Source organism: Parasphingorhabdus sp. DH2-15 (assembly GCF_051668705.1).
Classification (GTDB): domain Bacteria; phylum Pseudomonadota; class Alphaproteobacteria; order Sphingomonadales; family Sphingomonadaceae; genus Alterisphingorhabdus.
In genome coordinates this window covers 898,988-923,248 of the sequence record NZ_CP196351.1, presented here as the reverse complement: position 1 = coordinate 923,248, position 24,261 = coordinate 898,988, and the positions used below count along the sequence as shown (strand labels likewise).

At 49.9% G+C, this 24,261-nt stretch carries 23 protein-coding genes; 7 read left to right on the top strand and 16 right to left on the bottom strand.

Annotated features, from left to right (window positions below; genetic code table 11):
• Positions 1-14 precede the first annotated feature (14 nt).
• From sucD to ACR9YC_RS04270, 6 genes are read left to right on the top strand one after another with little or no spacing between them, the layout of a single operon-like run.
• The gene (gene sucD / locus ACR9YC_RS04295) at positions 15-905 is read left to right on the top strand and encodes a succinate--CoA ligase subunit alpha (RefSeq protein ID WP_438730335.1); all 891 of its coding nucleotides are present in this window, start codon (positions 15-17) and stop codon (positions 903-905) included.
• A 44-nt stretch (positions 906-949) separates the two neighbouring features.
• Complete coding sequence (locus ACR9YC_RS04290) at positions 950-3,763, top strand: 2-oxoglutarate dehydrogenase E1 component (RefSeq protein WP_438730332.1); 2,814 nt, start codon at positions 950-952, stop codon at positions 3,761-3,763.
• 24 nt (positions 3,764-3,787) lie between these two features.
• Positions 3,788-5,017, top strand: a complete 1,230-nt coding sequence (odhB, locus tag ACR9YC_RS04285; protein WP_438730329.1) for a 2-oxoglutarate dehydrogenase complex dihydrolipoyllysine-residue succinyltransferase — start codon at positions 3,788-3,790, stop codon at positions 5,015-5,017.
• Positions 5,018-5,076: 59 nt separating this feature from the next.
• On the top strand, positions 5,077-6,504 hold the full coding sequence (gene lpdA, locus ACR9YC_RS04280) for a dihydrolipoyl dehydrogenase (RefSeq protein ID WP_438730327.1): 1,428 nt from the start codon (positions 5,077-5,079) through the stop codon (positions 6,502-6,504).
• 39 nt (positions 6,505-6,543) lie between these two features.
• Positions 6,544-7,200 carry a trimeric intracellular cation channel family protein gene (locus tag ACR9YC_RS04275; RefSeq protein ID WP_438730324.1) on the top strand — a complete coding sequence of 219 codons (657 nt, stop codon included), beginning with the start codon at positions 6,544-6,546 and terminating at the stop codon, positions 7,198-7,200.
• Positions 7,197-7,889, top strand: coding sequence for a PepSY domain-containing protein (locus ACR9YC_RS04270; RefSeq protein WP_438730321.1), 693 nt, complete (start codon positions 7,197-7,199; stop codon positions 7,887-7,889). The genes ACR9YC_RS04275 and ACR9YC_RS04270 overlap by 4 nt, the downstream gene beginning before the upstream one ends.
• Positions 7,890-7,970: 81 nt before the next feature.
• Here the strand turns inward: ACR9YC_RS04270 and ACR9YC_RS04265 are convergent, their stop codons facing one another.
• From ACR9YC_RS04265 to rpsM, 9 genes are all read right to left on the bottom strand, one after another.
• Entirely contained in the window at positions 7,971-8,609 is a 639-nt protein-coding gene (locus tag ACR9YC_RS04265; RefSeq protein WP_438730318.1) for a hypothetical protein, read from the bottom strand.
• 108 nt (positions 8,610-8,717) lie between these two features.
• Positions 8,718-9,230 carry a hypothetical protein gene (locus ACR9YC_RS04260; protein WP_438730316.1) on the bottom strand — a complete coding sequence of 171 codons (513 nt, stop codon included), beginning with the start codon at positions 9,228-9,230 and terminating at the stop codon, positions 8,718-8,720.
• A gap of 202 nt (positions 9,231-9,432) precedes the next feature.
• Positions 9,433-11,604 (bottom strand): prolyl oligopeptidase family serine peptidase, encoded by a 2,172-nt coding sequence (locus ACR9YC_RS04255; RefSeq protein ID WP_438730313.1) that lies wholly within the window; start codon positions 11,602-11,604, stop codon positions 9,433-9,435.
• A 28-nt stretch (positions 11,605-11,632) separates the two neighbouring features.
• Complete coding sequence (locus ACR9YC_RS04250; RefSeq protein ID WP_438730311.1) at positions 11,633-12,802, bottom strand: saccharopine dehydrogenase family protein; 1,170 nt, start codon at positions 12,800-12,802, stop codon at positions 11,633-11,635.
• A 12-nt stretch (positions 12,803-12,814) separates the two neighbouring features.
• Positions 12,815-13,546 carry a DUF4166 domain-containing protein gene (locus tag ACR9YC_RS04245; protein WP_438730309.1) on the bottom strand — a complete coding sequence of 244 codons (732 nt, stop codon included), beginning with the start codon at positions 13,544-13,546 and terminating at the stop codon, positions 12,815-12,817.
• 266 nt (positions 13,547-13,812) lie between these two features.
• Complete coding sequence (rplQ, locus tag ACR9YC_RS04240) at positions 13,813-14,241, bottom strand: 50S ribosomal protein L17 (RefSeq protein ID WP_438730306.1); 429 nt, start codon at positions 14,239-14,241, stop codon at positions 13,813-13,815.
• Positions 14,242-14,332: 91 nt separating this feature from the next.
• The gene (locus tag ACR9YC_RS04235; RefSeq protein WP_438730303.1) at positions 14,333-15,385 is read right to left on the bottom strand and encodes a DNA-directed RNA polymerase subunit alpha; all 1,053 of its coding nucleotides are present in this window, start codon (positions 15,383-15,385) and stop codon (positions 14,333-14,335) included.
• A 113-nt stretch (positions 15,386-15,498) separates the two neighbouring features.
• The gene (rpsK, locus tag ACR9YC_RS04230; RefSeq protein ID WP_438730300.1) at positions 15,499-15,888 is read right to left on the bottom strand and encodes a 30S ribosomal protein S11; all 390 of its coding nucleotides are present in this window, start codon (positions 15,886-15,888) and stop codon (positions 15,499-15,501) included.
• Positions 15,889-15,955: 67 nt separating this feature from the next.
• Entirely contained in the window at positions 15,956-16,324 is a 369-nt protein-coding gene (gene rpsM / locus ACR9YC_RS04225; RefSeq protein WP_438730297.1) for a 30S ribosomal protein S13, read from the bottom strand.
• Between the two features lie 288 nt (positions 16,325-16,612).
• On the opposite strand from rpsM, the gene ACR9YC_RS04220 reads away from it, so the two are divergent.
• Complete coding sequence (locus ACR9YC_RS04220; RefSeq protein ID WP_438730294.1) at positions 16,613-18,046, top strand: hypothetical protein; 1,434 nt, start codon at positions 16,613-16,615, stop codon at positions 18,044-18,046.
• 19 nt (positions 18,047-18,065) lie between these two features.
• Here ACR9YC_RS04220 and sppA read toward each other — a convergent pair whose 3' ends face one another.
• The 7 genes from sppA to ACR9YC_RS04185 form a co-directional block, all read right to left on the bottom strand.
• On the bottom strand, positions 18,066-19,952 hold the full coding sequence (gene sppA / locus ACR9YC_RS04215; RefSeq protein ID WP_438730291.1) for a signal peptide peptidase SppA: 1,887 nt from the start codon (positions 19,950-19,952) through the stop codon (positions 18,066-18,068).
• A gap of 143 nt (positions 19,953-20,095) precedes the next feature.
• Complete coding sequence (locus ACR9YC_RS04210; RefSeq protein WP_438730288.1) at positions 20,096-20,788, bottom strand: NrsF family protein; 693 nt, start codon at positions 20,786-20,788, stop codon at positions 20,096-20,098.
• Positions 20,789-20,936: 148 nt separating this feature from the next.
• Entirely contained in the window at positions 20,937-21,431 is a 495-nt protein-coding gene (locus ACR9YC_RS04205; RefSeq protein WP_438730285.1) for a sigma-70 family RNA polymerase sigma factor, read from the bottom strand.
• Positions 21,432-21,639: 208 nt separating this feature from the next.
• Positions 21,640-22,095, bottom strand: a complete 456-nt coding sequence (locus ACR9YC_RS04200; protein ID WP_438730283.1) for a DoxX family protein — start codon at positions 22,093-22,095, stop codon at positions 21,640-21,642.
• Between the two features lie 78 nt (positions 22,096-22,173).
• On the bottom strand, positions 22,174-22,944 hold the full coding sequence (locus ACR9YC_RS04195) for an HvfC/BufC family peptide modification chaperone (RefSeq protein WP_438730280.1): 771 nt from the start codon (positions 22,942-22,944) through the stop codon (positions 22,174-22,176).
• A gap of 12 nt (positions 22,945-22,956) precedes the next feature.
• Positions 22,957-23,928, bottom strand: a complete 972-nt coding sequence (bufB, locus tag ACR9YC_RS04190; protein ID WP_438730277.1) for an MNIO family bufferin maturase — start codon at positions 23,926-23,928, stop codon at positions 22,957-22,959.
• Positions 23,929-23,949: 21 nt separating this feature from the next.
• On the bottom strand, positions 23,950-24,234 hold the full coding sequence (locus tag ACR9YC_RS04185) for a BufA1 family periplasmic bufferin-type metallophore (protein ID WP_438730275.1): 285 nt from the start codon (positions 24,232-24,234) through the stop codon (positions 23,950-23,952).
• Between the last annotated feature and the right edge of the window lie 27 nt (positions 24,235-24,261).

The following is a 24,261-nucleotide window of genomic DNA, read 5'->3' as shown; positions in this document are numbered from 1 at the left end:
GGAAGGCAGATTTTATGTCGATTTTGGTAAATAAAGACACGAAGGTCATTACACAGGGTATGACCGGCAACACCGGTACGTTCCATACAGAGCAAGCTCTGGCCTATGGCACGCAAATGGTTGCTGGCGTTACACCCGGCAAAGGCGGCACGACCCATTTGGGCCTGCCAAATTTTAATACGGTGGGTGATGCCAAAGAAGCCACCGGTGCAACTGCTTCCGTGGTGTATGTTCCACCGCCATTTGCAGCCGATTCCATTTTGGAAGCTATTGACGCTGAGATCGAACTGATCATCGCCATCACCGAAGGTATTCCTGTTCTGGACATGGTACGCGTAAAACGCGCTCTAGAAGGTAGCAAGTCACGCTTGATCGGCCCTAACTGCCCTGGCGTGTTGACGCCTGAAGAGTGCAAAATCGGCATTATGCCCGGCTCTATCTTCCAAAAAGGTTCTGTGGGCGTCGTTTCACGTTCAGGCACCCTCACCTATGAAGCTGTGCACCAGACAACTGCTGTTGGGCTGGGCCAAACAACAGCTGTCGGCATTGGTGGTGATCCGGTCAATGGCACAAACTTTATCGACGTGCTGGAGCTGTTTTTGGCCGATGATGACACCAAATCTATTATCATGATTGGTGAGATTGGCGGCAGTGCAGAAGAAGAAGCCGCGCAATTCCTGAAAGACGAAGCCAAACGTGGTCGTTCAAAGCCAACAGTCGGCTTTATCGCTGGCCGTACAGCGCCTCCGGGTCGCCGTATGGGCCATGCTGGTGCCATCGTATCTGGTGGCCAAGGCGGCGCTGATGACAAGATTGCAGCGATGGAAGATGCCGGCATAGCAGTTTCGCCAAGCCCATCTGCTTTGGGCACAACCTTGGACGCGCTACTCAAGAAAACCCTATAACCTGTGCCTTGCCGTCAATGGCGGCAGGGAAAAGGAAAGTAAGAATGACCGAATTCCCCCCTTATGGTTCGCCATCAGACGAAACCGAACAAGGCCCAAGCTGGTCACGTGATCATTGGCCTTTGGACATTGATGATGACCTGACAACAGCTCTTGATCCGACTCAGATGGAAGTTGCGGTCAAAGCTGCTGCAAAAAAGGCGGGGGATGTCATTGCGCCGGAAGCATTGGCGCATGAGGTGGAGAAATCGATCCGCGCCATGATGCTTATCCGCACCTATAGGGTACGTGGGCATTTGGGTGCTAATCTGGACCCTCTGGGCCTTTCTCAGTTGGAGTTGCCAGCCGATCTGACTCCGGAATATCATGGTTTTAAACCAGAAGATTTGGATAAGCAGATCTATCTTGATGGCGCTATGGGCTTTGACAAAGCGACTGTAAACCAGTTGATCGCGACATTACGTGCCAATTATTGTGGCAATGTCGGTCTGGAATATATGCATATCTCAGACATTGAAGAACGCCGCTTTTTTCAAGAACGGATGGAAGGCGCCGATAAGGGCATAGAATTTAGCCCAGAGGGCAAGAAAGCCATTTTGTCCAAAGTAATCGAAGCAGAGCAGTTTGAGAATTTTCTGGGCAAAAAATATGTCGGTACCAAGCGTTTTGGGCTTGATGGCGGCGAATCCATGGTCCCTGCCTTAGAAGCGGTTATCAAATATGGCGGCCAATATGGCGTGCGAGAAATTGTTTATGGCATGCCCCATCGCGGACGCCTGAATGTTCTCGCCAATGTTATGGCCAAGCCATATAAAGTGATATTCCACGAATTTTCCGGCGGCAGTTCCAACCCTGATGATGTTGGTGGTTCCGGTGATGTGAAATACCATCTGGGCACATCTACTGACCGGGAATTTGACGGTATCTCGGTGCATATGTCGCTGGTGCCCAACCCTTCACATTTGGAAGCTGTGAACCCGGTTGTACTGGGTAAAGTTCGGGCGCAACAGGTTGCGCGTGACGATTTAACCGATCATGATGAAGTGCTGCCCGTTCTGCTGCACGGCGATGCAGCATTTGCAGGGCAAGGCATAGTCTGGGAATGTCTCGGCTTTTCGGGCATTCGTGGCTATAATACCGGCGGCTGCATCCACTTTATCGTGAACAACCAGATTGGTTTTACCACTAGTCCGCAATTTGCACGCTCTTCGCCTTATCCGTCCGATGTAGCAAAAGGCGTACAGGCCCCTATTCTGCACGTTAATGGCGATGACCCTGAAGCAGTGACTTTCGCCTGTAAGATCGCGATTGATTTCCGTCAGAAATTCCACCGTGATATTGTCATCGATATGTGGTGCTATCGCCGCTTTGGCCATAATGAGGGTGATGAACCAAGTTTTACCCAGCCGGTCATGTACAAAGAGATCCGCCGGCACCCCAAGGTGAGCAAATTATATGGCGAGCGTCTGATCAGCCAGAATGTCGTCGATCAGCAATGGATTGACAGCACTGCACAAGCCAAGACTGATGAAATGGAAGAGCAATTTCAGTCAGCAAAAGACTATAAGCCCAATCAGGCCGATTGGTTCGCTGGCCGCTGGTCCGGTCTGCATAAACCTGCGGACCCCGAAACCGCGCGGCGTAATGTCCCCACGGGCATTGAGCGCAAATTGCTTGATCGTCTGGGCGATACGCTGACCACGGTGCCGGACACGGTCAACATTCACAAAACATTGGCCCGCATATTAAAGGCCAAGCGCAAAATGTTTGATGATGGCAGCAATTTTGACTGGGCCACTGGCGAGGCACTGGCCTTTGGTTCTTTGCAATCAGAGGGCTATCATATCCGCCTATCTGGACAGGATAGTGGCCGCGGTACATTCAGCCAACGCCATGCCGTGTGGGTGGATCAAAATACAGCTGAACGCTATGTCCCGCTTACTACCCTGCCTCATGGCGAGTTTGAGGTTTTGGACAGCCCGCTATCTGAATATGGCGTGCTGGGTTTTGAATATGGCTATGCCATGGCAGACCCAAAATCGCTGGTCCTTTGGGAAGCGCAATTTGGTGACTTTGCCAATGGTGCGCAAATCATGATCGACCAATTCATCGCCTCTGGTGAAGCCAAATGGCTGCGCGCCAATGGCTTGGTTATGCTGCTGCCGCATGGCTATGAAGGGCAAGGGCCAGAGCACAGCTCTGCACGTCTTGAGCGTTTCCTGCAGCTCTGCGCAGATGACAATATTCAAGTGTGCAACATCACTACACCGGCCAATTATTTCCATGTGCTGCGCCGTCAAATGCACCGAACCTTCCGCAAGCCTTTGGTGATTATGACGCCAAAATCTTTGCTGCGGCATAAATTGGCAGTATCAACAGCCGATGAATTTATTGGCGACAGCCATTTCATGCGTATCAAGTCTGACACCAATGCGCCGGCTGATAAGGATATTAAGCGTCTGGTTCTGTGCTCCGGCAAAGTCGCTTATGATTTGATCGAAGCGCGTGACGTAGCAGAAGATAAGAATACCAGCATTGTGCGTATCGAGCAGCTTTACCCCTTCCCCGGAGAACCATTAGTCGTTCGCCTGAAGCGCATGACCAACCTTGAAGAGGTTGTATGGGCGCAGGAAGAGCCAAAGAATAATGGCAGCTGGTCCTTTGTAGAACCCTTTATTGAAGACTGTTTGAGCAAGGCCAATATTGGCCCGGCACGCGCCCGCTATGCCGGACGCGCTGCATCAGCATCACCCGCAACGGGACTGGCGAAGCGCCATGCCGCTGAACAGGGTGCACTTATTGCTGATGCGCTGGGTCATAATGTCCGCAACGAAATACGCCGCCAAAGAAAAGGCTGAGCTTTACGGAAAGGCTGAAAGATTATGAGTATCGACGTACTGGTCCCAACTTTGGGGGAATCCATCACCGAAGCAACGGTTGGCGAATGGCTGAAACAGCCAGGCGATGCCGTCGCTGCAGACGAGCCTATTGCCAGTCTGGAAACAGACAAGGTCAGCATTGAGGTCAATGCGCCTTCTGCTGGTATCATGGGCAAGCATATTGTGGCCGAAGGCGACACTGTAGAAGTTGGCGCATTAATCGCTACGATCAGAACTGATGGCAAAGCCGTTCCTAAAGCAGAAGCAAAAGCCGCTCCGGCAGCGGAAACAAGCAGCGCTGCAGAAGCGCCGACCGGTGATGTCCCTACCCTTTCCCCATCTGTGCGCCGTTTGGTACTGGAACATGGTGTAGACCCGACCAAGATAAAAGGCACTGGCCGCGATGGCCGCCTGACCAAAGAAGATGTGTTGGCAGCGGCTAATGCAAAGTCTGACCCTGCACCTGCTGCGCAGCCTGACCCTGTCGCGGTTACCGATGTTGGCAATCCGCCAGACAAGCCGAGCATTCAACGTCAGACAGAGCGTGTACGCATGACGCGTATCCGCCAGACCATCGCCAAGCGCCTGAAATCTGCGCAGGACAATGCGGCCTTACTCACCACATTTAACGATGTCGATATGACGGCGGTGATGGAAACACGGAAGAAATATAAAGAGCTTTTTGAGAAAAAGCACGGTGTGCGTCTGGGCTTTATGGGCTTTTTCGCGAAAGCGGCCTGTCTTGCGCTAAAAGATGTTCCGGCGGTCAATGCTCAGATTGAGGGCGATGAAATCGTCTACCACAATTATGCCGATATTTCTGTTGCTGTTAGCGCCCCCAATGGCCTTGTTGTTCCGGTGATCCGCAATGCAGAGAGCCTGAGCTTTGCCGATATTGAAAACACCATTGGCGACTTTGGTAAACGTGCGAAAAACGGGACGCTAAAAATGGAAGAGATGATGGGCGGCACGTTCACCATCTCCAATGGCGGTGTTTTTGGTTCGCTTATGTCGACGCCGATTATCAACCCGCCACAAAGCGCCGTTCTGGGCTTGCACCGTATTGAGAAACGCCCCGTGGTAATGGCTGATGGCTCCATTGCGGCGCGGCCAATGATGTATCTGGCGCTTAGCTATGACCATCGTTTGATTGACGGCAAAGAGGCTGTGACATTCTTGGTCCGCATCAAAGAAGCGATTGAAGATCCTACGCGTCTGCTGATTGATTTGTAAGAATTTCATTTCCGTCACGCTGAAATACGTTCAGCATGGCGCGTTAAAAGGTAAAACTGATGACCGATAATTTTGACTATGATGTATTGGTAATTGGCGCTGGCCCTGGTGGCTATGTTGCCGCTATCCGCGCCGCGCAATTGGGCCTGAAAACCGCCTGTGTAGAGAGCCGTAAAACTTTGGGCGGAACCTGCCTTAATGTGGGTTGCATCCCATCCAAAGCCTTGCTGCATGCCTCTGAACTTTATGAAGAAGCGCATAGCGGCGCCTTGGAAAAATTCGGCATCAAACTAACCGGCGCCAAGCTGGACCTGAAGCAGATGATGACCGAAAAAACCAAAGCTGTAGGCGAGCTAACGGGCGGCATCGAGTATCTGTTCAAGAAGAACAAGGTCACATGGCTAAAAGGTCTGGCCAGTTTTGAAGATGCGCACAGCGTCAAAATAAGCCCTTCAACAGACTCAGGAAAGACAGAAACGGTTAGAGCCAAAAATATCATTATCGCGACTGGTTCATCAGTAGCACCTCTGCCCGGTGTAGAGGTGGATAATGACAAGGCCATTGTGGTCGATTCAACAGGCGCGCTATCTCTGCCCAAAGTGCCGGATCATCTGGTGCTGATCGGCGGTGGTGTTATCGGCCTGGAATTGGGCAGCGTATGGCGGCGTCTAGGGGCGAAAGTCACAGTCGTCGAATATCTCGACCAGATATTGCCCGGCATGGATGGTGAAATCCGCAAGGAATCTGCCAAAATCTTTAAAAAGCAAGGCTTTGATATTAAGACTGGCACAAAAGTCACTGGCGTCACTGTCAAAGGCAAGAAAGCCACAGTCAGCATTGAGCCTGCCAAAGGCGGTGAAGGCGAGACATTGGATGCTGATGCTGTTCTGGTGTGTATTGGCCGTAAACCCAATACCGATGGACTGGGACTCGATAAAGCCGGACTCTCAACCAATGATCGCGGTCAGATTGTCGTCGATCACGATTTTGCCACTGCCGTGCCCAATATCTATGCCATAGGCGATGTTGTTCCGGGCCTGATGCTTGCCCACCGTGCAGAAGATGAGGGCATAGCCGTTGCCGAAAATATTTCTGGCCAGACCGGCATTGTCAATCATGACCTGATCCCCGGCGTGGTCTATACCCACCCCGAAATCGCCAGCATTGGTAAAACGGAGGAAGAGCTAAAAGAGGCAGGCGTTACGTATAAGTCGGGCAAATTCCCCTTCATGGGCAATAGCCGCGCCAAGACGAACCGCGATACAGATGGCTTTGTAAAGATTCTGGCCGATGCCACGACTGACCGCGTTTTGGGTGTACATATTATCTCGTCACTCGCTGGCACAATGATTGCGCAAGTGACACAGGCCATGGAGTTTGGCGCTACGTCAGAAGATATTGCCTATACCTGCCATGCTCACCCAACGCATAGCGAAGCGGTGAAAGAGGCGGCGATGGCGGTCACTGGCAAGCCAATCCATATATGAACGGCCGACACGTCATGACTATCGGCGCTTGACCGCGCCGTGTTTTTAGCAAATTTTCCGACTGAAGATCTTATCGGGCCGATCCTGCTCGCCCTCAATATATTGGGCATTGCGGTATTTGCAGCAACCGGCGCTTTGGCGGCTGCACGCAAGGAGCAGACGATTGTTACCTTTATTTTCTTCGCTCTGGTTACGGGCGTAGGCGGCGGCACAATCCGCGACCTTTTAATCGGTGCGCCGGTTTTCTGGATTATCGAGCAAACAATGCTGATTTCCATCTTCGTGATGGTGGTCATTATTTGGATAACACCAGCCAAATGGTGGCGCGGCAAGATGATGGACTGGCTCGATGCTATCGGGCTTGTTGCCTATTCGGTCTATGGTACAGCAAAGTCGCTTCAATATGGTGTCCCGCCTATTCCAGCCGCCATGATGGGCGTCATCACGGCCTGTGCGGGCGGTATTATTCGCGATGTGCTGGCTGGCGTACCATCCATCGTATTGCGACCAGAGGTTTATGTCACTGCTGCAGCACTGTCTGCCGGAATGTTCGTCATTTTTCTGTCCTTCAACATGCTAACATCGGTCGCCGCAGTCGTTGCAGCTCTTTTCGGTTTTTTCGTTCGCGCTGCGGCCATTCGCTATGGCCTAGCTTTGCCCAGCTATCGTGGCAGCAAAGACGCAGAGGCTATATGATGCGACTATTAAGCCGCGCACATATTTGGTTGGGGTGGCTGGTTGGTATTCCCTTGCTTTTCTGGACAATCTCCGGGCTGTTCATGGTCTCTCAGCCAATTGACACTGTGCGCGGAGAGCATTTGAAGACCCCGCCCCCACCCATAATAATGACGGATCTGCAAGTACCGCAACTGTCTGAAAATATGATCAATTCCATGCAATTGATCTCACAACATGGCAAACCGGTCTGGATTATTAGCACTGTCCAAGGGCGGATGATGCGTGCAGACGGCTTGTCTGGCTTAGCATTACCCGAAGTTGAAGAAGCAGAAGCGCGCACATTGGCAAAAGCTAGCTTTGCTGGCCCCGAAAAACTTACAGCGATACAGCGCTTTTCTGCAAATGACGCGCCCATTGACTTGCGCCGCCCGCGCGCCAGCTGGCAGGCTCTATTTGATGATGGCACGCATATTTATATTGATGCCGCTACGGGCCAAACTCTCGCCACACGATCACAATTATGGCGCACATTTGATTTTATGTGGGGTCTGCATATTATGGATTTGCAAAGCCGTGAAGATACCAGTCATCCACTGCTGATTATCTTTGCAGCACTGGCTTTTCTAACGATATTTATCGGTCTGATATTGCTCTTCCGCGCCCAATTTAGAGGCGGAGGCAGAGCCAAAACGCAGAAAAGAGCCTGAACTTATCAAAGCGGCTCATACAAGGTCGCGACCGGACAATAGGCAAAGGGAGATGCCCTAAGCCGGTCGCAATATTTTGGCTTATTGATCTTCCAGCAATTGCTGACCGCGGCCAAATTCCAGATATTGTATCTGGCCACCAATGACACCGCAGCTAAAGCTGTCGAGCTGGTTTTGCACTTCGATGGTACCTTGAACGTTAAAGCCATTATCTGCACGTTCAATACGGCTTATGTCATTCACTCTGGAACCATTGCCATAACGCTCCTCAGCGGCATTTGCGCACTGATCAGCAGCTGCGTTGATATCACTGGTGGTCGTGCGGGTATTACGCTGTTGCTGGTTACGGTCACGCCGTGGATAGGTACGCCTATTATTATTGTCGTTGCTGGCCGCATCGGCAATTGCAGCAATGCCGCCAATAATCAAAATGCCGGCCAGAATATCCCCGCCTCTGATACCGCGCCGGCGAAAGCCTCTACGGAAACGACGCCTGCGAAAACGGCGACCATATTCTACGCTTTCCTGCGCTTGTTGGTCCAAATTGTCGGATAATGCGGAGGGGAAATATGATGCAATCTGCGCTCGGTCTATAGCAATTGATGCGCTGCTGGGGCTGTGTGTTACGCCGGTGGCTGCTGATGCTGGCGCTGCTATAAGGCCCAATGCTGATGCACCTGCTAACGCCAAAGCCATCCCCATTTTTTGTGTCTTTATCATATCTTTTCCTTCCGCTTCGCAACGCGCTCTGTGGCTCATTGCCTATCATTATAGTGAACGGGGCTGGCTCTTAGCTGAACCAACCCCGTATCTGTTAGATTTTACATATTAACGGCCGTTACCCAGGCCGCGGAAGCGTATATCTGCACCGCGTCCTCCACCCACGAAGCAGGTGAACCGTCCACGGTCGAAGCTGTTGCGGTACCCACGACCATTATAACCATTTTGTACAACGATCCGGCCTTTAACCCGGTAACCGAAGCGTGTCCGGTCTACATCACGGATTTGCGTAACATCAGCGGCTCCAAATGTCCGCCCTGCACGCCGTTCAGCGGCACGAATACAGCGGTTAACAGCCTTACGCGGGTTGATAAAATTGCGATTATTACGGCGAAAATCACCACGATAGTCACCACGGAAACCAGCACGGTTATAGCGGTAATCATCTTTGCCATCAAAAGCGCCAGCCAGTGCGGCGATGCCTCCGATAACCAATGCGCCGGCAATAACCTCTTCGGCGCCAATACCATTGCCGCGCTCCTTAGCGACGGCGGGAGTTGCAGAAACAGCCATCGCAGCAGCGGCAGCGGTTCCAGTCAGGGCTTTGATAAAAGTCTTCATCTTTATGTCCTTTACTTCGCTGCTCGAGAACCATTTCCGAGCTTGCGAATCCTGTATAGTTCATATTCGATGAGGTTTTCCTGAACGCAAACGTTGCCTTATGTTCAGGTTATATGATCGCTAAGTGAACGAAATACACCGCATCTTCACCATTATAGGGAAAAACGCGGTGTAACTTTCATAAGCGCTATATAAAGGTTTGCTACTCAGCGATTTTCAAACCTGTATGATATGCCAAAAATGCATAGATATCAGAGAATTCTTCGATGATCTTTTCGGTTGGTTTACCAGAGCCATGACCCGCCCGTGTTTCAATCCGGATGATCTTGGGCGCATCGCCGGTGTTCGCAGCTTGCAACGCCGCTGTATATTTAAAGCTGTGGCCCGGCACAACGCGGTCATCTGTGTCTGCCGTGCTGACGATTACAGCAGGGTAATCTGTCCCATCTTTGATATTATGATAAGGCGAATAGCTTAAAAGGTTTTTGAAATCCGGCTCACGATCAGGATAGCCATAATCATCGACCCAATAACGACCAGCGGTAAACCGGTCAAAGCGCAGCATGTCCATAACGCCAACCGCAGCATGGCCCGCGGCGAACAGGTCTGGCCGCTGATTGGTTACCGCGCCAACCAATAAACCGCCATTAGAGCGCCCTTCAATGGCCAATTGCCCTTTGTTGGTCACGCCCTCAGCAATCAAATATTCACCAGCAGCAATAAAATCATCAAACACATTTTGCTTATTTTGCAAACGGCCACCATCGTGCCATGCTTTACCAAATTCACCGCCGCCACGTAGATTGGCCATGGCAAATACACCGCCAGCTTCCATCCATGCCAGTCTTGTAGCCGAAAAGCCGGGCGTCAATGAGATGTTGAATCCACCATAGCCATAAAGCAATGTCGGCGCGCCTTTCGACAGGTCGATATCTTTGCGGTGGACGATAAACATGGGGATTTTGGTGCCATCTTTTGATGGATAGAATATTTGCTGCGCGACATAATCCTTTGGATCAAAAGCTAGGTCAGGCTGGCTGAATATCGTGGTTTCTCCAGTTGCCGTATCCAGTCGATAGACTGCACCAGGCTGGCTAAAGCTGGAGAAGGAATAAAATGTTTCTGAATTTCCAGGTTTGCCGCCAAAACCACTCGCAGTGCCAATATTGTCTAACGTTATATTTCCAACGGGTTCACCATCAAGTGTTACCATCTTCGCCAGCGATTTGGCATTCTCCAAATAGCTGACAATCAATCTGTCGCCGACAATAGACCCGCCCGCCAATGTGGCTTCTTGCTCAGCCACAACTTCGGCTGGTGCCTTTTCGATATTCTCCATATCAAAGCGCACAATGCGCAGCCGTGGCGCGCCATCATCTGTAAGAAAATAGAGATCGCCGCCAACGGAATCGATCAACTGCCAGTCATTCTTAAACCCGCTAATAAGTTTTTTGGGAGTCCAATCGCCTTTGCCAATATTGATGACGGACACTTCATATTTCTCATCTGTGCCGAGCGATGATGTGACCACCACCCAATTGCCGTCAGAGGTTACTTCCGCACTGTTACCGATTTTTGGATTTTCCGGCGTGGCGAAGACTTGAATATCCTCTGACTGCGGTGTGCCGACCTTATGATAATATACTGCTTGATTAACATTCAGAGACTGAAACTCTGCCCCTTCATCTGGCTCAGGAAAGCGAGAATATAAGAAACCCTCATTGCCTACCCAGCTAAGGCCGGAGAATTTTACCCAATCAATATTGTCGTCCAACACCTTGCCAGACGCAACATCGAGAACCTTCAGCGTCCGCCAATCAGAACCGCCATCCTGTATAGAATAAAGCAGCAAAGAACCGTCATTGGATGGCACCCAGCCCGCCAGCGCAGTTGCGCCATCTGATGCCCATGCATTGGGGTCAACCAGCTCGCGGACGCTGCCGTTCAACCCATCACGCACATAGAGCACGGATTGGTTCTGCAATCCGTCATTCTTAGTATAAAAATATTTGCCGCCGCGATTACGCGGGAGGCCAAAACGCTCATAATTGAAAAACGCCGTCATCCGCTCAGCCAGTTTCTCACGGCCGCTTAGCGTATCAAGATACGCATTCGTTACCTTATTTTGCGCCGCCACCCAATTGGCTACCGCATCGTCTTCGCGGACATCATTCTCCAGCCAGCGATACGGGTCTGCTACAGTAACCCCAAACTGCTCATCAACCTGATCCACCTTTTGTGTGATCGGGTAAGCAAGGCTAGCCGGTGCAGCACTGGCCGTAGTGTCTTCTCCGGCATCTTTCGCAAATGCCGTGGGGATAGTGGTCATCGCTGCTGTTCCCAATATAAGAGCGAGATATGATGCTTTGCGCATTTTCGAATTCTCCTGTTTCTGGCGCAGATTAGACAGAGAGAAAGCGGGATGCAATCGGGAAACGCAATACAATGCGTTCCAACAGAGCAGAACGTTGAGGCGCTGCATTTTCCTGCATAATCGTTTTTATCCCGAATTGCGCAAAATCTGCTTCAAACTCTTGCAACCTTATCAGTCCATGGCATGGACGCGCGCCTTTCGGCAATGCGATGCCCTTTGCCAAGCGCCGCGCCAAAATCGCTGCGGCAAAGATTGGCACATTAGGGCCATGATTGGCATCCGCGCGCAGCGCCCAACGGGATGTTCTGGGCTGCCCACTTGCGTTATATCCCTTAATCTGAACGTCCATAGCCCCGATATCGGAACCAAAAGGTAGAAACTGCCGAGACATCCACAATAATGCCTTTGATGCAGGTTCCAGAGTATTGAGCCACCCCCATCGTACCGGCAAACTGAGTATATAAAGCCCCAAATGCAATATAGACAGTTCCATGCCGGCATAGAATTCGGCGGAGCCTGCAGGCTTATAGGCCTCAACCAGCAGATCCTGCTCCGGCGTATCACAAATGCTGGCCCAGCGCTTTCCGGCGAAAGGGATATTGCGCCTATGCAGCCCTGCCCAGCCCGTCAGATGTTGCCAATGCCCGTTCTTGAACACACGCACAGGCCGACCTGCATAAGACAGAATGGACTGCACCACAGATAGACCACGCGGTGCGCGGTTGCCTGGAAATATTCCAACATAAATATCATCAATGGCAGACCAGCCATGGCGCAGCTTATCAATCACTGCATGGGATAATGCCGGAATGGAGCTCGCGCCGCTAATCACAGCAACGCCTGCTTTTTGCGCAGCGCCGTCATATTGGCCGATATTGGCGATAAATTCCCGCCCGTCTGCCAGATCAATATAATCACAACCTGCGCTGATAGACGCCTGTATAACCATATCATGGCCCTTATGAAATGGCCCAGCTGCATCGATAACAAGGTCAATATTCTGCAAATCTTCACCGTTAATCTGGTCCCGATCAATAATCGCAAAACCGTGACGTGCATCCAGCCTATCCAGCAATTGCTGTAATTTAGGCTTAGAGCGGGCAGCCAAGACAAGCATGATGTTTGTCTCGTGATTTAGCAGTGTAGCAAGGCGGCTGCCAAACACGCCGGTTGCTCCAATGATCATAATCCGTTTCATATTCTCTCACCTCTACCGATCATGAAAGCGGACGCGCTGATAAACCAGTTCACCCAGCAAGGGCGCTTCGAGCCTCAGGCTAAAATCAAATTGTGAACGGCCCTGTGGATCATGACCCTTATCAATATGACAGACCTCCAAGTGCATGGGTACCAGCCATTTGGGGAGTGCGATATATCGCTTGGCTAGCTTCAGGAAATAATGGTCGCTGCGAAAGGCAAGCCCATTTTCAATTGGTTCAACCCGCAGAGCCATGCCCAGGCCATGGCCGATATACTCTCTTATGCCCGTTGGGCCTGCAAATTCTTTCACACTGTGAATCGTCTGCGGGAAACCATTGGCATGATGATAGCTGCGGCTCCAAATCTGCCCTCCTTGGGCCAGATCTTCAACAACAGACACCGTTGCGACAGCGCCAATATGATCATGCAAGGGCAGAGGCGCACCGATGATACGCATGATATTGGCTAGACAGCGGCCAAAAACACTAAAGCGCGCTTCGGCCAAATACCCTGCATAAAGCGCTGCTGCACCGTCGCTTAGCCGTTTGGAAAACCGCTTACGCACCATATTTGGCAATGCCGCCCATTGCCGTGCCCCCAAGAGACGCCGGAACCGCAAATCACCCAATACATGATGCTGCTGCGCTTTAGGATAGTTCGCTAGGTCAAGCGTTTGAGAAGGGGCTGGTCTATCCTGCCCCATTCCGAAAGCGTCACTTTTATCGTGCCTTAGCTTCAACATATACGCCTCCTCAAATGGCGTTATTTCTTAACTATCCTTATATTTTGTAGTTTCTGTTTATACAGAAATTACAAACTGTCAAGATATATTGAGCGTATTTGACACCTATGATGCAGATTTCTGGTTAGATGATAGGAACAGCCACCCTGCAAAACACTGCTAGTATTGCTGTTCACATGTCTATTTTCCTGCATAGACTGCATGCAAAGAAAAAGGGCGGAAGATTGCTCCCCGCCCCTTAAAACTATGTAATATGTTGCTTAAGCTTATGCTTCTGCTTCAGCATATTCATCAGTTGCATTCTGATCGGGGCCGCTATCCTGACCTTTCGCGCTTTCATCGCGATCAACCAGTTCAATAACGCCCATTGCAGCAGCATCTGATGCGCGGAAACCAGCTTTAATAACGCGCGTATAGCCGCCATCACGGTCTTTATAACGCTCGGCCAGGTCATCGAACAATTTGCGCAGCTGAACATCGTCTTTCAAACGCGCATCAGCGATACGACGATTTGAAAGGCCGCCTTTTTTCGCCAAAGTGATCAGCTTTTCTGTGTAAGGACGCAGTTCGCGCGCTTTGGCCAAGGTGGTGGTGATTTGCTCATGCTTGATGAGTGCAGCCGCCATATTGCGGAACAAAGCCGCGCGATGCGAAGAGGTGCGCTGTAGCTTACGACCGCCAATTTTATGTTTCATGATGTCTTCCTTCTGTTCGATATGGGCCCGTATGAGGTAGCCCGTAGCAGGCGGCTTTGGATGAGGCGCCGCCCTGACCTCTTATGAGAAATTAACCTAACAGCTCTTGCTCAAGCTTCTTGGCCATTTCTTCAATATTTTCAGGTGGCCAACCAGGAATATCCATTCCAAGACGCAGACCCATGCTGGACAATACCTCTTTGATCTCGTTCAGAGATTTGCGTCCAAAATTAGGCGTACGCAGCATTTCTGCTTCGGTCTTCTGAACCAGATCACCAATATAGATGATGTTGTCATTCTTCAGACAGTTTGCAGAACGTACAGACAGTTCCAACTCGTCCACTTTCTTCAACAGATAACGATTCAATTGGTTGGCATCGCTGTCTTCTTGGCTCTGCGCAGCCTGGCCGGCAGGAGCAGATGCTGCCAGAGCATCTTCAAAGTGAACAAATAATTGCAACTGATCCTGTAAAATACGCGCCGAATAGGCGATGGCATCTTCTGGCGTCACTGTGCCGTCTGTTTCGATTGTTAGTGCCAGCTTGTCAAAGTCCAGCTCTTGTCCAACACGGGTTTTGTCAACTTTATAGCTAACCTGACGGATTGGCGAATATAGTGAATCAACCGGGATCAAACCGATAGGCGCATCAGCTGGACGGTTCGCTACAGCGGGAACATAACCTTTACCAACGTCAACCGTCAGTTCCATGTTCAGCGTAGCACCTTCATCAAGGTGACAGATAATCAAATCTTTGTTCATCACCTCAATGTCACCAGTGACGGAGATATCGCCAGCTTTTACAACAGCAGGACCGGTTGCAGAGAGCTGCAAACGTTTCGGGCCTTCGCCGTCCATCTTGATAGCAACCTGCTTAACATTCAGGACAATGTCGGTAACGTCTTCACGAACACCAGCAAGTGACGAGAATTCGTGCAGAACATTTTCAATTTTGATCGACGTGATCGCCGCACCTTGCAGTGACGACAAGAGAACACGACGCAGAGCATTGCCCAATGTCAAGCCAAAGCCACGTTCAAGCGGTTCAGCGACAAAGGTTGCTTTGCGATTAGGATCACCGCCAGCCTTCATTTCCAGGCTATTCGGCTTTTTCAATTCCTGCCAGTTCTTGATATTGACAGTCATGGACTTCCCCTAACTTAAGGACGGATAAGTTTTGCAACCAACTGGCTGCGTCTTTTTCCGTCATCTGTGAAAAGCACCTAATTCGGCACTTCTAGAATATTTTGACGAACGGATTAGACGCGGCGACGCTTGGAAGGTCGAACGCCATTATGCGGGATCGGTGTTACATCGCGTATGGATGTAATAGTGAACCCCTCAGCCTGCAAGGCACGCAGTGCGGACTCACGTCCTGACCCGGGGCCTTTTACTTCGACTTCCAATGTCCGCATGCCATGCTCGGCAGCTTTGCGGCCAGCATCAGCGGCAGCAACCTGCGCAGCATATGGCGTAGATTTACGCGAGCCTTTAAAGCCCATCATGCCAGCAGAAGACCAGCTTATCGCATTGCCTTGCGCATCGGTTATTGTCACCATGGTGTTGTTAAAGCTGGCGTTGACATGTGCCACACCAGAAGAAATGTTTTTCCGCTCTTTTTTGCGGATACGTTGAGGTTCACGGGCCATAATATCTTCCTGAAATCAGCAATTGCCGTAAAGCGCCCTGCCTTAAAGACAGCAGCGCAGCAGCAGATTATTTCTTTTTACCAGCAATCGGCTTGGCTTTACCCTTACGGGTACGGGCGTTGGTATGCGTACGCTGGCCGCGCACTGGCAAACCACGACGATGGCGCAAACCACGATAGCAGGCCAGATCCATCAAACGCTTGATGTTCATTGCTGTATCACGGCGCAAATCACCCTCGACCATATGGTCAGCGTCAATTGTTTCGCGAATTTGCAAGACTTCTGCGTCGCTCAAGTCCTGAACACGGCGCGCATGGTCAATGCCGAGCTTATCAGCAATTTCCAGAGCCTTGGTCCGGCCAATTCCATGAATATATGTAAGCGCAATAATTACGCGTTTATTTGTTGGGATATTTACCCCGGCAATACGTGCCACTTAACTGTTCTCCTGCTCCACGGGCGTGATCATCATGATCCGGCCCATCTCATAGCTCATGTACAAATACGAAAAACCAGCCGTGCACAAAGACACCGCTGGAAGAATCAAAACGTTCTTGTCCGATGCGCATAGCCCTCTGCCCTATGGCTGTCAACAAGCCTTCATATTAGTCGTGGTAAGTCAGAGTAGGTGAGTAATTCAGAAAAAACACACCCATTGTCATAAAGATTTTACCAAGTTGAACATAATATTATATATATGATTAACCAGTCTGTGTTTAATGAAATGATGAGAAAGAAGACCATCCTTACCTGTTTGCTATTCATGCTGGCGATAATTTGCGCACCAGCTGCCCATGCAGGACGCCTAGAGGCCGGAACTTTTACAACTACCAGTACCTTTGGTTCTAACGCCGTTACGGCGGTTAATTTCCAACAGACATTCGACACTATTCCCGTTGTTGTTGCTTTAAGCGACCAACGCGGAGGAGATGCTGCGTCTATACGTATAACCAATATTAGCACCACTGGTTTTTCAGCGCTAATTCTTGAACCAGATGGTTTCGATGGACCACATGTCAGTCAAACCGTACAATATATTGCTATAGAGACTGGCCGCCACGTTCTGCCAGGCGGCACAACGATAGAAGCTGGCCGCGATATAATCTCGGCAGTACAAAGCGGTTCTGGCGTTGCCGGTGCCCCTTCTTTCCAAATAGTAAATTTCACACAACCAATATCAGGTCAAGTTTCTGTTATTCATCAAATACAGACGGCCAATAGCGAAACACGTAATGTACCTAGCCAAAGCTCACAGCCTCATATTACTTCCATTTCAGTCAACGCCTCCTCAACGGGATTTTCGATTGCGCTCGACAGAAGTCAATCTCAGCTAGGTACGGTTAGAGCCGAAACGGTAGGTTGGATCGCATTCCCAGCAGGGAGTAGCGATAGTTTTAGTGATATTACCGGCAATAATGTCACCTGGGGTGCAACGAATAGCGCAGCCACAATAAGAGGTTGGGATGATGGCTGCTTTACAGTTAGCTTACCAATAACATCGAGTAGCGCTGTCGTTGTCGCAAAGAAAAGAACGCGCAACAATGGAGATGGTGGCTGGTTGCGTAGCTGTTCGCAAAACAGCACGTCCATTGGTCTGGCTAATGATGAGGATAGAGCGCAGGATACTGAAAGAGGCGTTCCGATAGGGCTAGAAGAATCAGCAGCGATTATGGCCTTTTCACGGCCTTTCCATGCTAATTTGCGTGCGGAAATAGAGGTCACCAAAGTGAGCGCCACCATATCAGGCACCAGCCTTAACGGGTTCTCACTTCCCGGCGCTATTAGAGAATATATCGTTACCGTGCGCAATGTCGGTAATGCACCCGTCAATTATGGCACGCTCATTATAAACGACACATTGTCACCCAATACCGATCTTCTTGTCACTGACATTCAAGGCAGCGGCTCGGGCCCTGTTGCCATTGCTGAGGTCAATGGCACAGCATTACTGAACTTCAGTTTCACAGACTTGGCCGCAACAGACGATTCCTTATTTTTCTTAGACAGCGGCAACACCTTGGTTACGCCCATAGCAGATGCGAATGGCGCAGATGACAATGTTGCCATATTGCGGATTCAACCTTCCGGAACATTGGAAGGCAATCGCGGCACAGGGCCGGGTGAGTTTAACCTGCGATACCGCGCCCGTATCAAATAAACTGCATTATATGCTATCGTTATTGTTTAGTCGGCACCGATGCTAGCCATTTGGCTATAAGGCTATTTGCTTGTGCTCCACTGCGATAATCAGGCGTAAGGATCGCACATTCCAAACATTCCGCTTGTGCGCCTTGAAGCGTTACCAGACGCTGCATGTCTGTAACCAAGCGGCCAGCTGTCGCCTGCCGCGCAAGAGACATGCGAGCAATCACATCATAGCCGCCGCGATACTCGCTTTGCTGCTCACTGGTCAGGCTATTCAAGAAAGCTGATAACTGATCAGGAACAGGCTCGAGATATAGTGCGTGATAGTCACCTTCAATTTTGGCAAGCTCAGCAGCAGCGGCCAAAGCCTCTTCTATGCCGCCCAGTCCATCAACCAGACCAAGCTGCCTGGCTGTGCCACCATCCCATATGCGGCCTTGTCCAATGGCATCAATCTCATCATTTGTCTTACCGCGTGATTTCGCCACAAGGGTCAAGAAGCGCGTATAATTATTCTCAATGCCGCTTTGGATAACACTGTCTAAACTATCGTTAAAGCCGCCAGCAAAATCCGGCTGCCCTGATAATGGTGTTGTCTGCACGCCATCTGCATTTATCCCAATATCATCAAGTGCACGTTCAAAACTCGGAAGAACTGCAAATATACCAATGGACCCTGTGATTGTTGCCGGCTCGGCAAAGATTTTACTCGCCGGTGTAGAAACCCAATATCCACCACTCGCAGCAACATTACCCATTGAAACGACAACGGGGATATCCTTTTCCTTATAGCGTTCGATAGCCTTGCGGATTTGTTCAGACGCCAGCACAGAGCCGCCCGGAGAATTAACCCGCACTACCAGTGCCTTCAAATCACGATCAGCCAAACCGTCGTAAAGTTGCTTGGCAATACGTCCGCCTGCAGCAACACCTGCACCGGCCTCTCCATCAACAATCGTACCGGCAATGTTTATCACGCCAATCGCTTCGCCCGAACGCTCTTCTTCATTCGCAGCGAGCCAGACAGCCAGGTTAGTTTTCTTAAAACTACCCGGACGGTCTTCATCGTCAACGCCCGCTTTCTCAGCAACTGCATTGCCAAAGGCAACGCGGTCACCCAATTTGTCTACGAGTTTCTGGTCCAGTGCCAGCTTTGCCAAATCGCCATTTGCAGCCAAAGCAAATTTTGCGGGGTCCAAGGTATATTCTCGCAGCCCCGCTGCTGGCCGGGCTTCTTCTACATCGTACAAATAGCGATCCCACAATGCATCATATACCGCCTTCAATGCTTCTTTGGCTTCTTCCGATTGATCATTACGCGCATAAGGCTCGACTGCGCTTTTATAAGTTCCAACCTTATAGATGTGAGTTGTGATTTTCAGCCGGTCGATCAGGTCTTTATAATAAAGCCGGTTTCCACCTGATCCAGCCGCAACGACACCCCCCAGCGGGTCCATCCAGATTTCACTCGCATGGGCGGCAAGCTGATATCCACTATCGCTATAGCCTGTCGCAAAGGCCATAACCGGCTTTCCCGCCTTGCGAACTTTGGCAATAGCATCACCGATATTTTCCATACTGGCCTGTCCGCCGCCAAGGAAACGGTCAAGGTCCAAAACAACGACCTTAACGGCATCATCATCCACTGCACCTTCAAGGGCGCGAACAACATCTCGCAAACGAAATTCTTTGATGGGCTGCGCACCAGATGTTAGGGCCGTCAAAGGGTCAATATCCGACTTTTCCTCGACAATCACACCGTCTAGTGTGAATAATAAAGCACCCTCCTGCACAGATGCAGGATTTGGTTTGCTCGACAAAACACTCAGCAAAACAACGAAAAATATGAGCATGAAAATAAGAACCAATGCGTCCTTAATGCCCACCAGAATAGACCAAGCGCCTTTGACAAATGCCATCTTAATAATAACCCCTATTGCCCCAATCACTCTCTAGATCAGGCTTTTCATAACGCATAAGGGATATATTGCACAGTTAGGCAAGAAAAAAGGGGCATAGCAGCCCCTTTAATCGATTATAATGATGTTTTGGTCGTTTATACTTACCAGCGTAGCAGCGATGGAACCGCCAAACGTCCGGCAACCGCGGCCATAGCAACGGCCATTGTGAACCATGTGCCGATATAAACCACGCTGTCCATTGGGCAGAATAAGCTATAGGCTGCTGCACCAAAGCCACCAGCTGCAAGACCAGTCAACCAACCAGCACGCTCAGGTGAAACAACCGCACCGCGACGCAACCAGACAGTTATGGCACTACCAATAGCAAGAGCAGAAAGGCCACTATAAGTAAGGCATTCACGGCCAATTGATGGGTCAAAAATTGCTACGGCCTCAACGCTGCTGCGCGGCATATCTGCAAAGAAATAAATCAAAGCAAGAACTGGAAAAACCGAAGAAATACCCAAAACCGTGCGTGAGGCCATGGTTTCAACTTTTCGCAGATTTGTATCTACAGCGGGACGAGCAAGCGACATAGCCGCATAAGCGCTAACACCGCCAAGCGCCAGAAGCGCGAATGTACGTGCGACAAAAATCGTCTCAAAATTTCCTGCAGCAAGGCCGCTACGGATACCGAGATAGAAGGAAATTGCCACACTAATAAACAGTGTCAACGCAAGTGCCATAGCGATACCATCACGGATCCGCACCGGATTCACAGGTGTCAGATCAGCAACGAGATCATCAATGCTAAATGGCTGTTTGGTACCGCCATTTCCCTGAGATGTTGTCATATTCGTTTACTCAATTCCATATTTTCAAGGCTTTAAGGCCATATCTAGTGCCTAATAGCTGCTTCAAACTTTCATCTTCCCAATCTTGCAAACACAATCAGAGGATATTCTATATCTGATATTCGTGCAGATTCTGATAAAGTTACACTTACTCAGAATTTTCTACCAAAACATTCATTTTTTTTATGCCCCTATGCACATTCACCTTCACAAGAGATTCCGATTGGCCGGTCATTGCCGCTGCCTCCGTAATGGAAAGGCCCTGGATTTTCACCATGCGTATAACAGATGCCTGTTTTTCCGGCAGCATATCCAATAATTTGTCGAGACTCACTTTAGCAGAAACCGGCTCTTCAGCAGGGTCTGCCAACAGTTCTTCTTCTAAACCGGTTTCGTCAGCGCGATACACTTTGCGCAAATGATCGATCCAGCGATAGCGGCCAATAGCCGCCAGCCAAGGCAAGAAAGGCCTTGAAGGGTCATAGCTGGACAATTTTCTATGGACGGAAATCAAGGTCTCTTGCACCAGATCATCAAGTGCGGCAGGGGGGATTTTGCGCGCATAATAGCGCTTCAACCATTTTTGGCATTCCTCTAACAGCAGTGCATAAGAGCGTTTGTCACCCTGTTGCGCCTTAGTCATAAGATGCCTGAGGCTATCTTCATTTGCTGCCATAAGAGGGGTGATCCGATGCCCATTATTTACTGCAAGATGTGCAGCCTTTTAAAACATTATCGCTTACACATCATCCCGAAACAATTGGCAAGAAACAAAATTCACTTCCTTCTCTAGCAAAAATCCGGCGGGTCACGATGACCAACCGGACTTTGCAATCAAGCAGTTAGCGGAATTATCCTGCTTTGGTGAACAGACGGTCGATTGAGAACATTCCACCACCTTTCGCAACAAGGACAATCGCCATGATTGCCCACATAAAGACTACGCCCCAAAGGTGCGGGATAGTCGGGAAGACAAAAATCTGAATTACACTCATCATACCAATGGTTGCCAGAGCGCTCAGGCGTGTCGCGAAGCCAAGGAACAATAAAATGGATACCGCCAATTCACTGAATGTCGTGAAATACGCGCCAAATTCGCCGTTAATCACGGGCACCTGATTAAAAGGAACATCGGAAAACTGGTAAATTGCGTTCTCATTCAATGTGGTCCAGCTACCCTCTTCGAAGCGGGTTGTAGCCGAGCGCCAGAAGATGCCACCTAGTGTAATCCGTGTTAGAAGCAAAAAGACACTCACCAAAAACGGGTTTGCGGTCAGAGTTTCGATTTTTGAAATTAGATTTTTCATTATATTGTCCCATTTTACAATCTGGCCAACAGCAGGCCCAAATAGTCGAAGCCATGGTCTGATCAGCCGCTGCAATCGTTAGTCTTGTTTTTTGTTCGAACGCTTTAGAAACCCTGCCCCAACAAGAGCAAAAATATGTTCTACAGCGTGCGTCTCCCCTATAGTTTCGACAGCGGATTCCAAAAGGTTACGCATCAGTACCGAATTTTTGCAGCAAATAAAAATATCTTTTTGCACAGTGGTTTGCGGAAAGAGCAAAACGTCATTTTGTTGACGCACAATCGCAATGGCAGCCAGATGATCACCTGCGGGCACTTCCAACCCCAATTCCGGCGCCAATGGTGCGTGCAGCATGATATGCTGTACAGATGGATGCAAAGCGATGGGCAGTTCCATCAATGCTGCTTCATCCAGAGCGGCAATATCCTGCATATTAAGGGCTTCTGCATCGGCTGCATGATAGCTTTTTAGCCAGGCCCATTCGATATGTGCCAAATCACTGCTGGCTTTATCTACACCTTGCGCATCGATAAATTCGGCAAAGTCTCGCCCCAAACCATTCATATCATTTTGGCGAACATCGCCATATTCCAGATAATCGCGGCTCAGTTGATTAAATGCCTCATCGCCCAAGCGCTCCCGCAGTCTGGGATATGTATCCTCAAGCGCGACCAGCCGTGCATGGGATATAGTATTGGCATGGGCCTTTACGCCAATAAAGGCACGATAGCGCGAACCACTGAACAAATTGGATGGCAAATGGTCAGGCCCTTTTTGCAAGGCATCCATAAAGCCGGATTGGCCACTGGCCAAGAGATCGGCACCATTATCTCTTTCGGGTTTTGTCACTATATATCAGCTTTATGCAGCATCTTCATGCGGCAGTGCTTTGGCCATGATCAAGCGCGCAATTGCGACCTGCTCCATCAAAACCGCATAATCGGGTATATCCGTGTCCCACTCAATCAATGTTGGTTTTGGTCCGGATCTGGCGATAAAACGCTCATATAAAGACCAGCACAGATCATTTACTGCACTGCCATGATCGTCGATGAGCAAAGGCCCATCGTCATGGTCTTCGCGCGCATGACCAGCCAAATGGATTTCCCCAACAATTGCAGGGTCGATCGCGTCAATATAATCTCTTGGGTCGGGCATTTGATGCTCTGGGTCCATAACAGACATATTGGTGCTACTGACCTCAACATTATTTATATCGAACAATAGGCCGCAGCCCGTCGCCGCACATATTTTATGGATGAAATCAATTTCGTCCATCACATCATCTTTATAACCCAGATAACGCGACGGGTTCTCCACCAAGATAGTACGACCCAGTCTTTCCTGCACAATATCAATCTGGCGTGCAAAATGATCTAATGACGCCTGAGTATAAGGGATAGGTAGAAGGTCGGGATAACGATCACTTGTTTGACCGCTCCAGCTCAGATGATCAGAAACACTTGCCGGGTTATAGCGCGCACACAAAGCAGCTATCTTCTCCAGATCATAGCGGCTTACGCCGTCGGCAGAGCCCATTGACAGGCCAACACTATGAAGACTGAGAGGAAAATGTTCGGCGATGGCAGTCAGCCAATTATGTGGCGGACCACCATCACCGAAATAATTTTGCGGATGAACCTCTACCCAGCCCGGCGCCATGACGCCTATCTTATCGTCCACACTAGCCAGAACATCATGATAATGTACTGGCTTTAAGCCTATACCAACCGATAAAGGCAATGCATTCAATCGATTACCAATATTCTGGCCAATATAGTTTGCAGACTTTTCGCCATATTGGGCGTGGTCAGGATAAGCAGTTGAGGTCATCCGATTTCATTAGCGCAAAAATTATTTGCTTGCGACTGGCTTTTTGTTGCCTTTACGCGCTTTCAAAGAACCGCCTTGTTTTACGCAGCTGCCTTTAGCAACATATTTCCAAGCATTGCCTTGGTAATCAACGGTTGATGTACCGGCACAGCTTGTACCTGGACCAGCAGCACAGTCATTTTTACCAGCGAGAGAAATGCCATAGCATTTTTCTTTTGATTGCGCAGCGGCAGGAGCAGAAGCCAGAGAGGCGGCAGCAGCCAGAGCAGCGGCAGCTGCAGTAACTTTTACAAGCGTATTAGCCATGTATTTTTCCTTTGGTCTTTTAAAAAG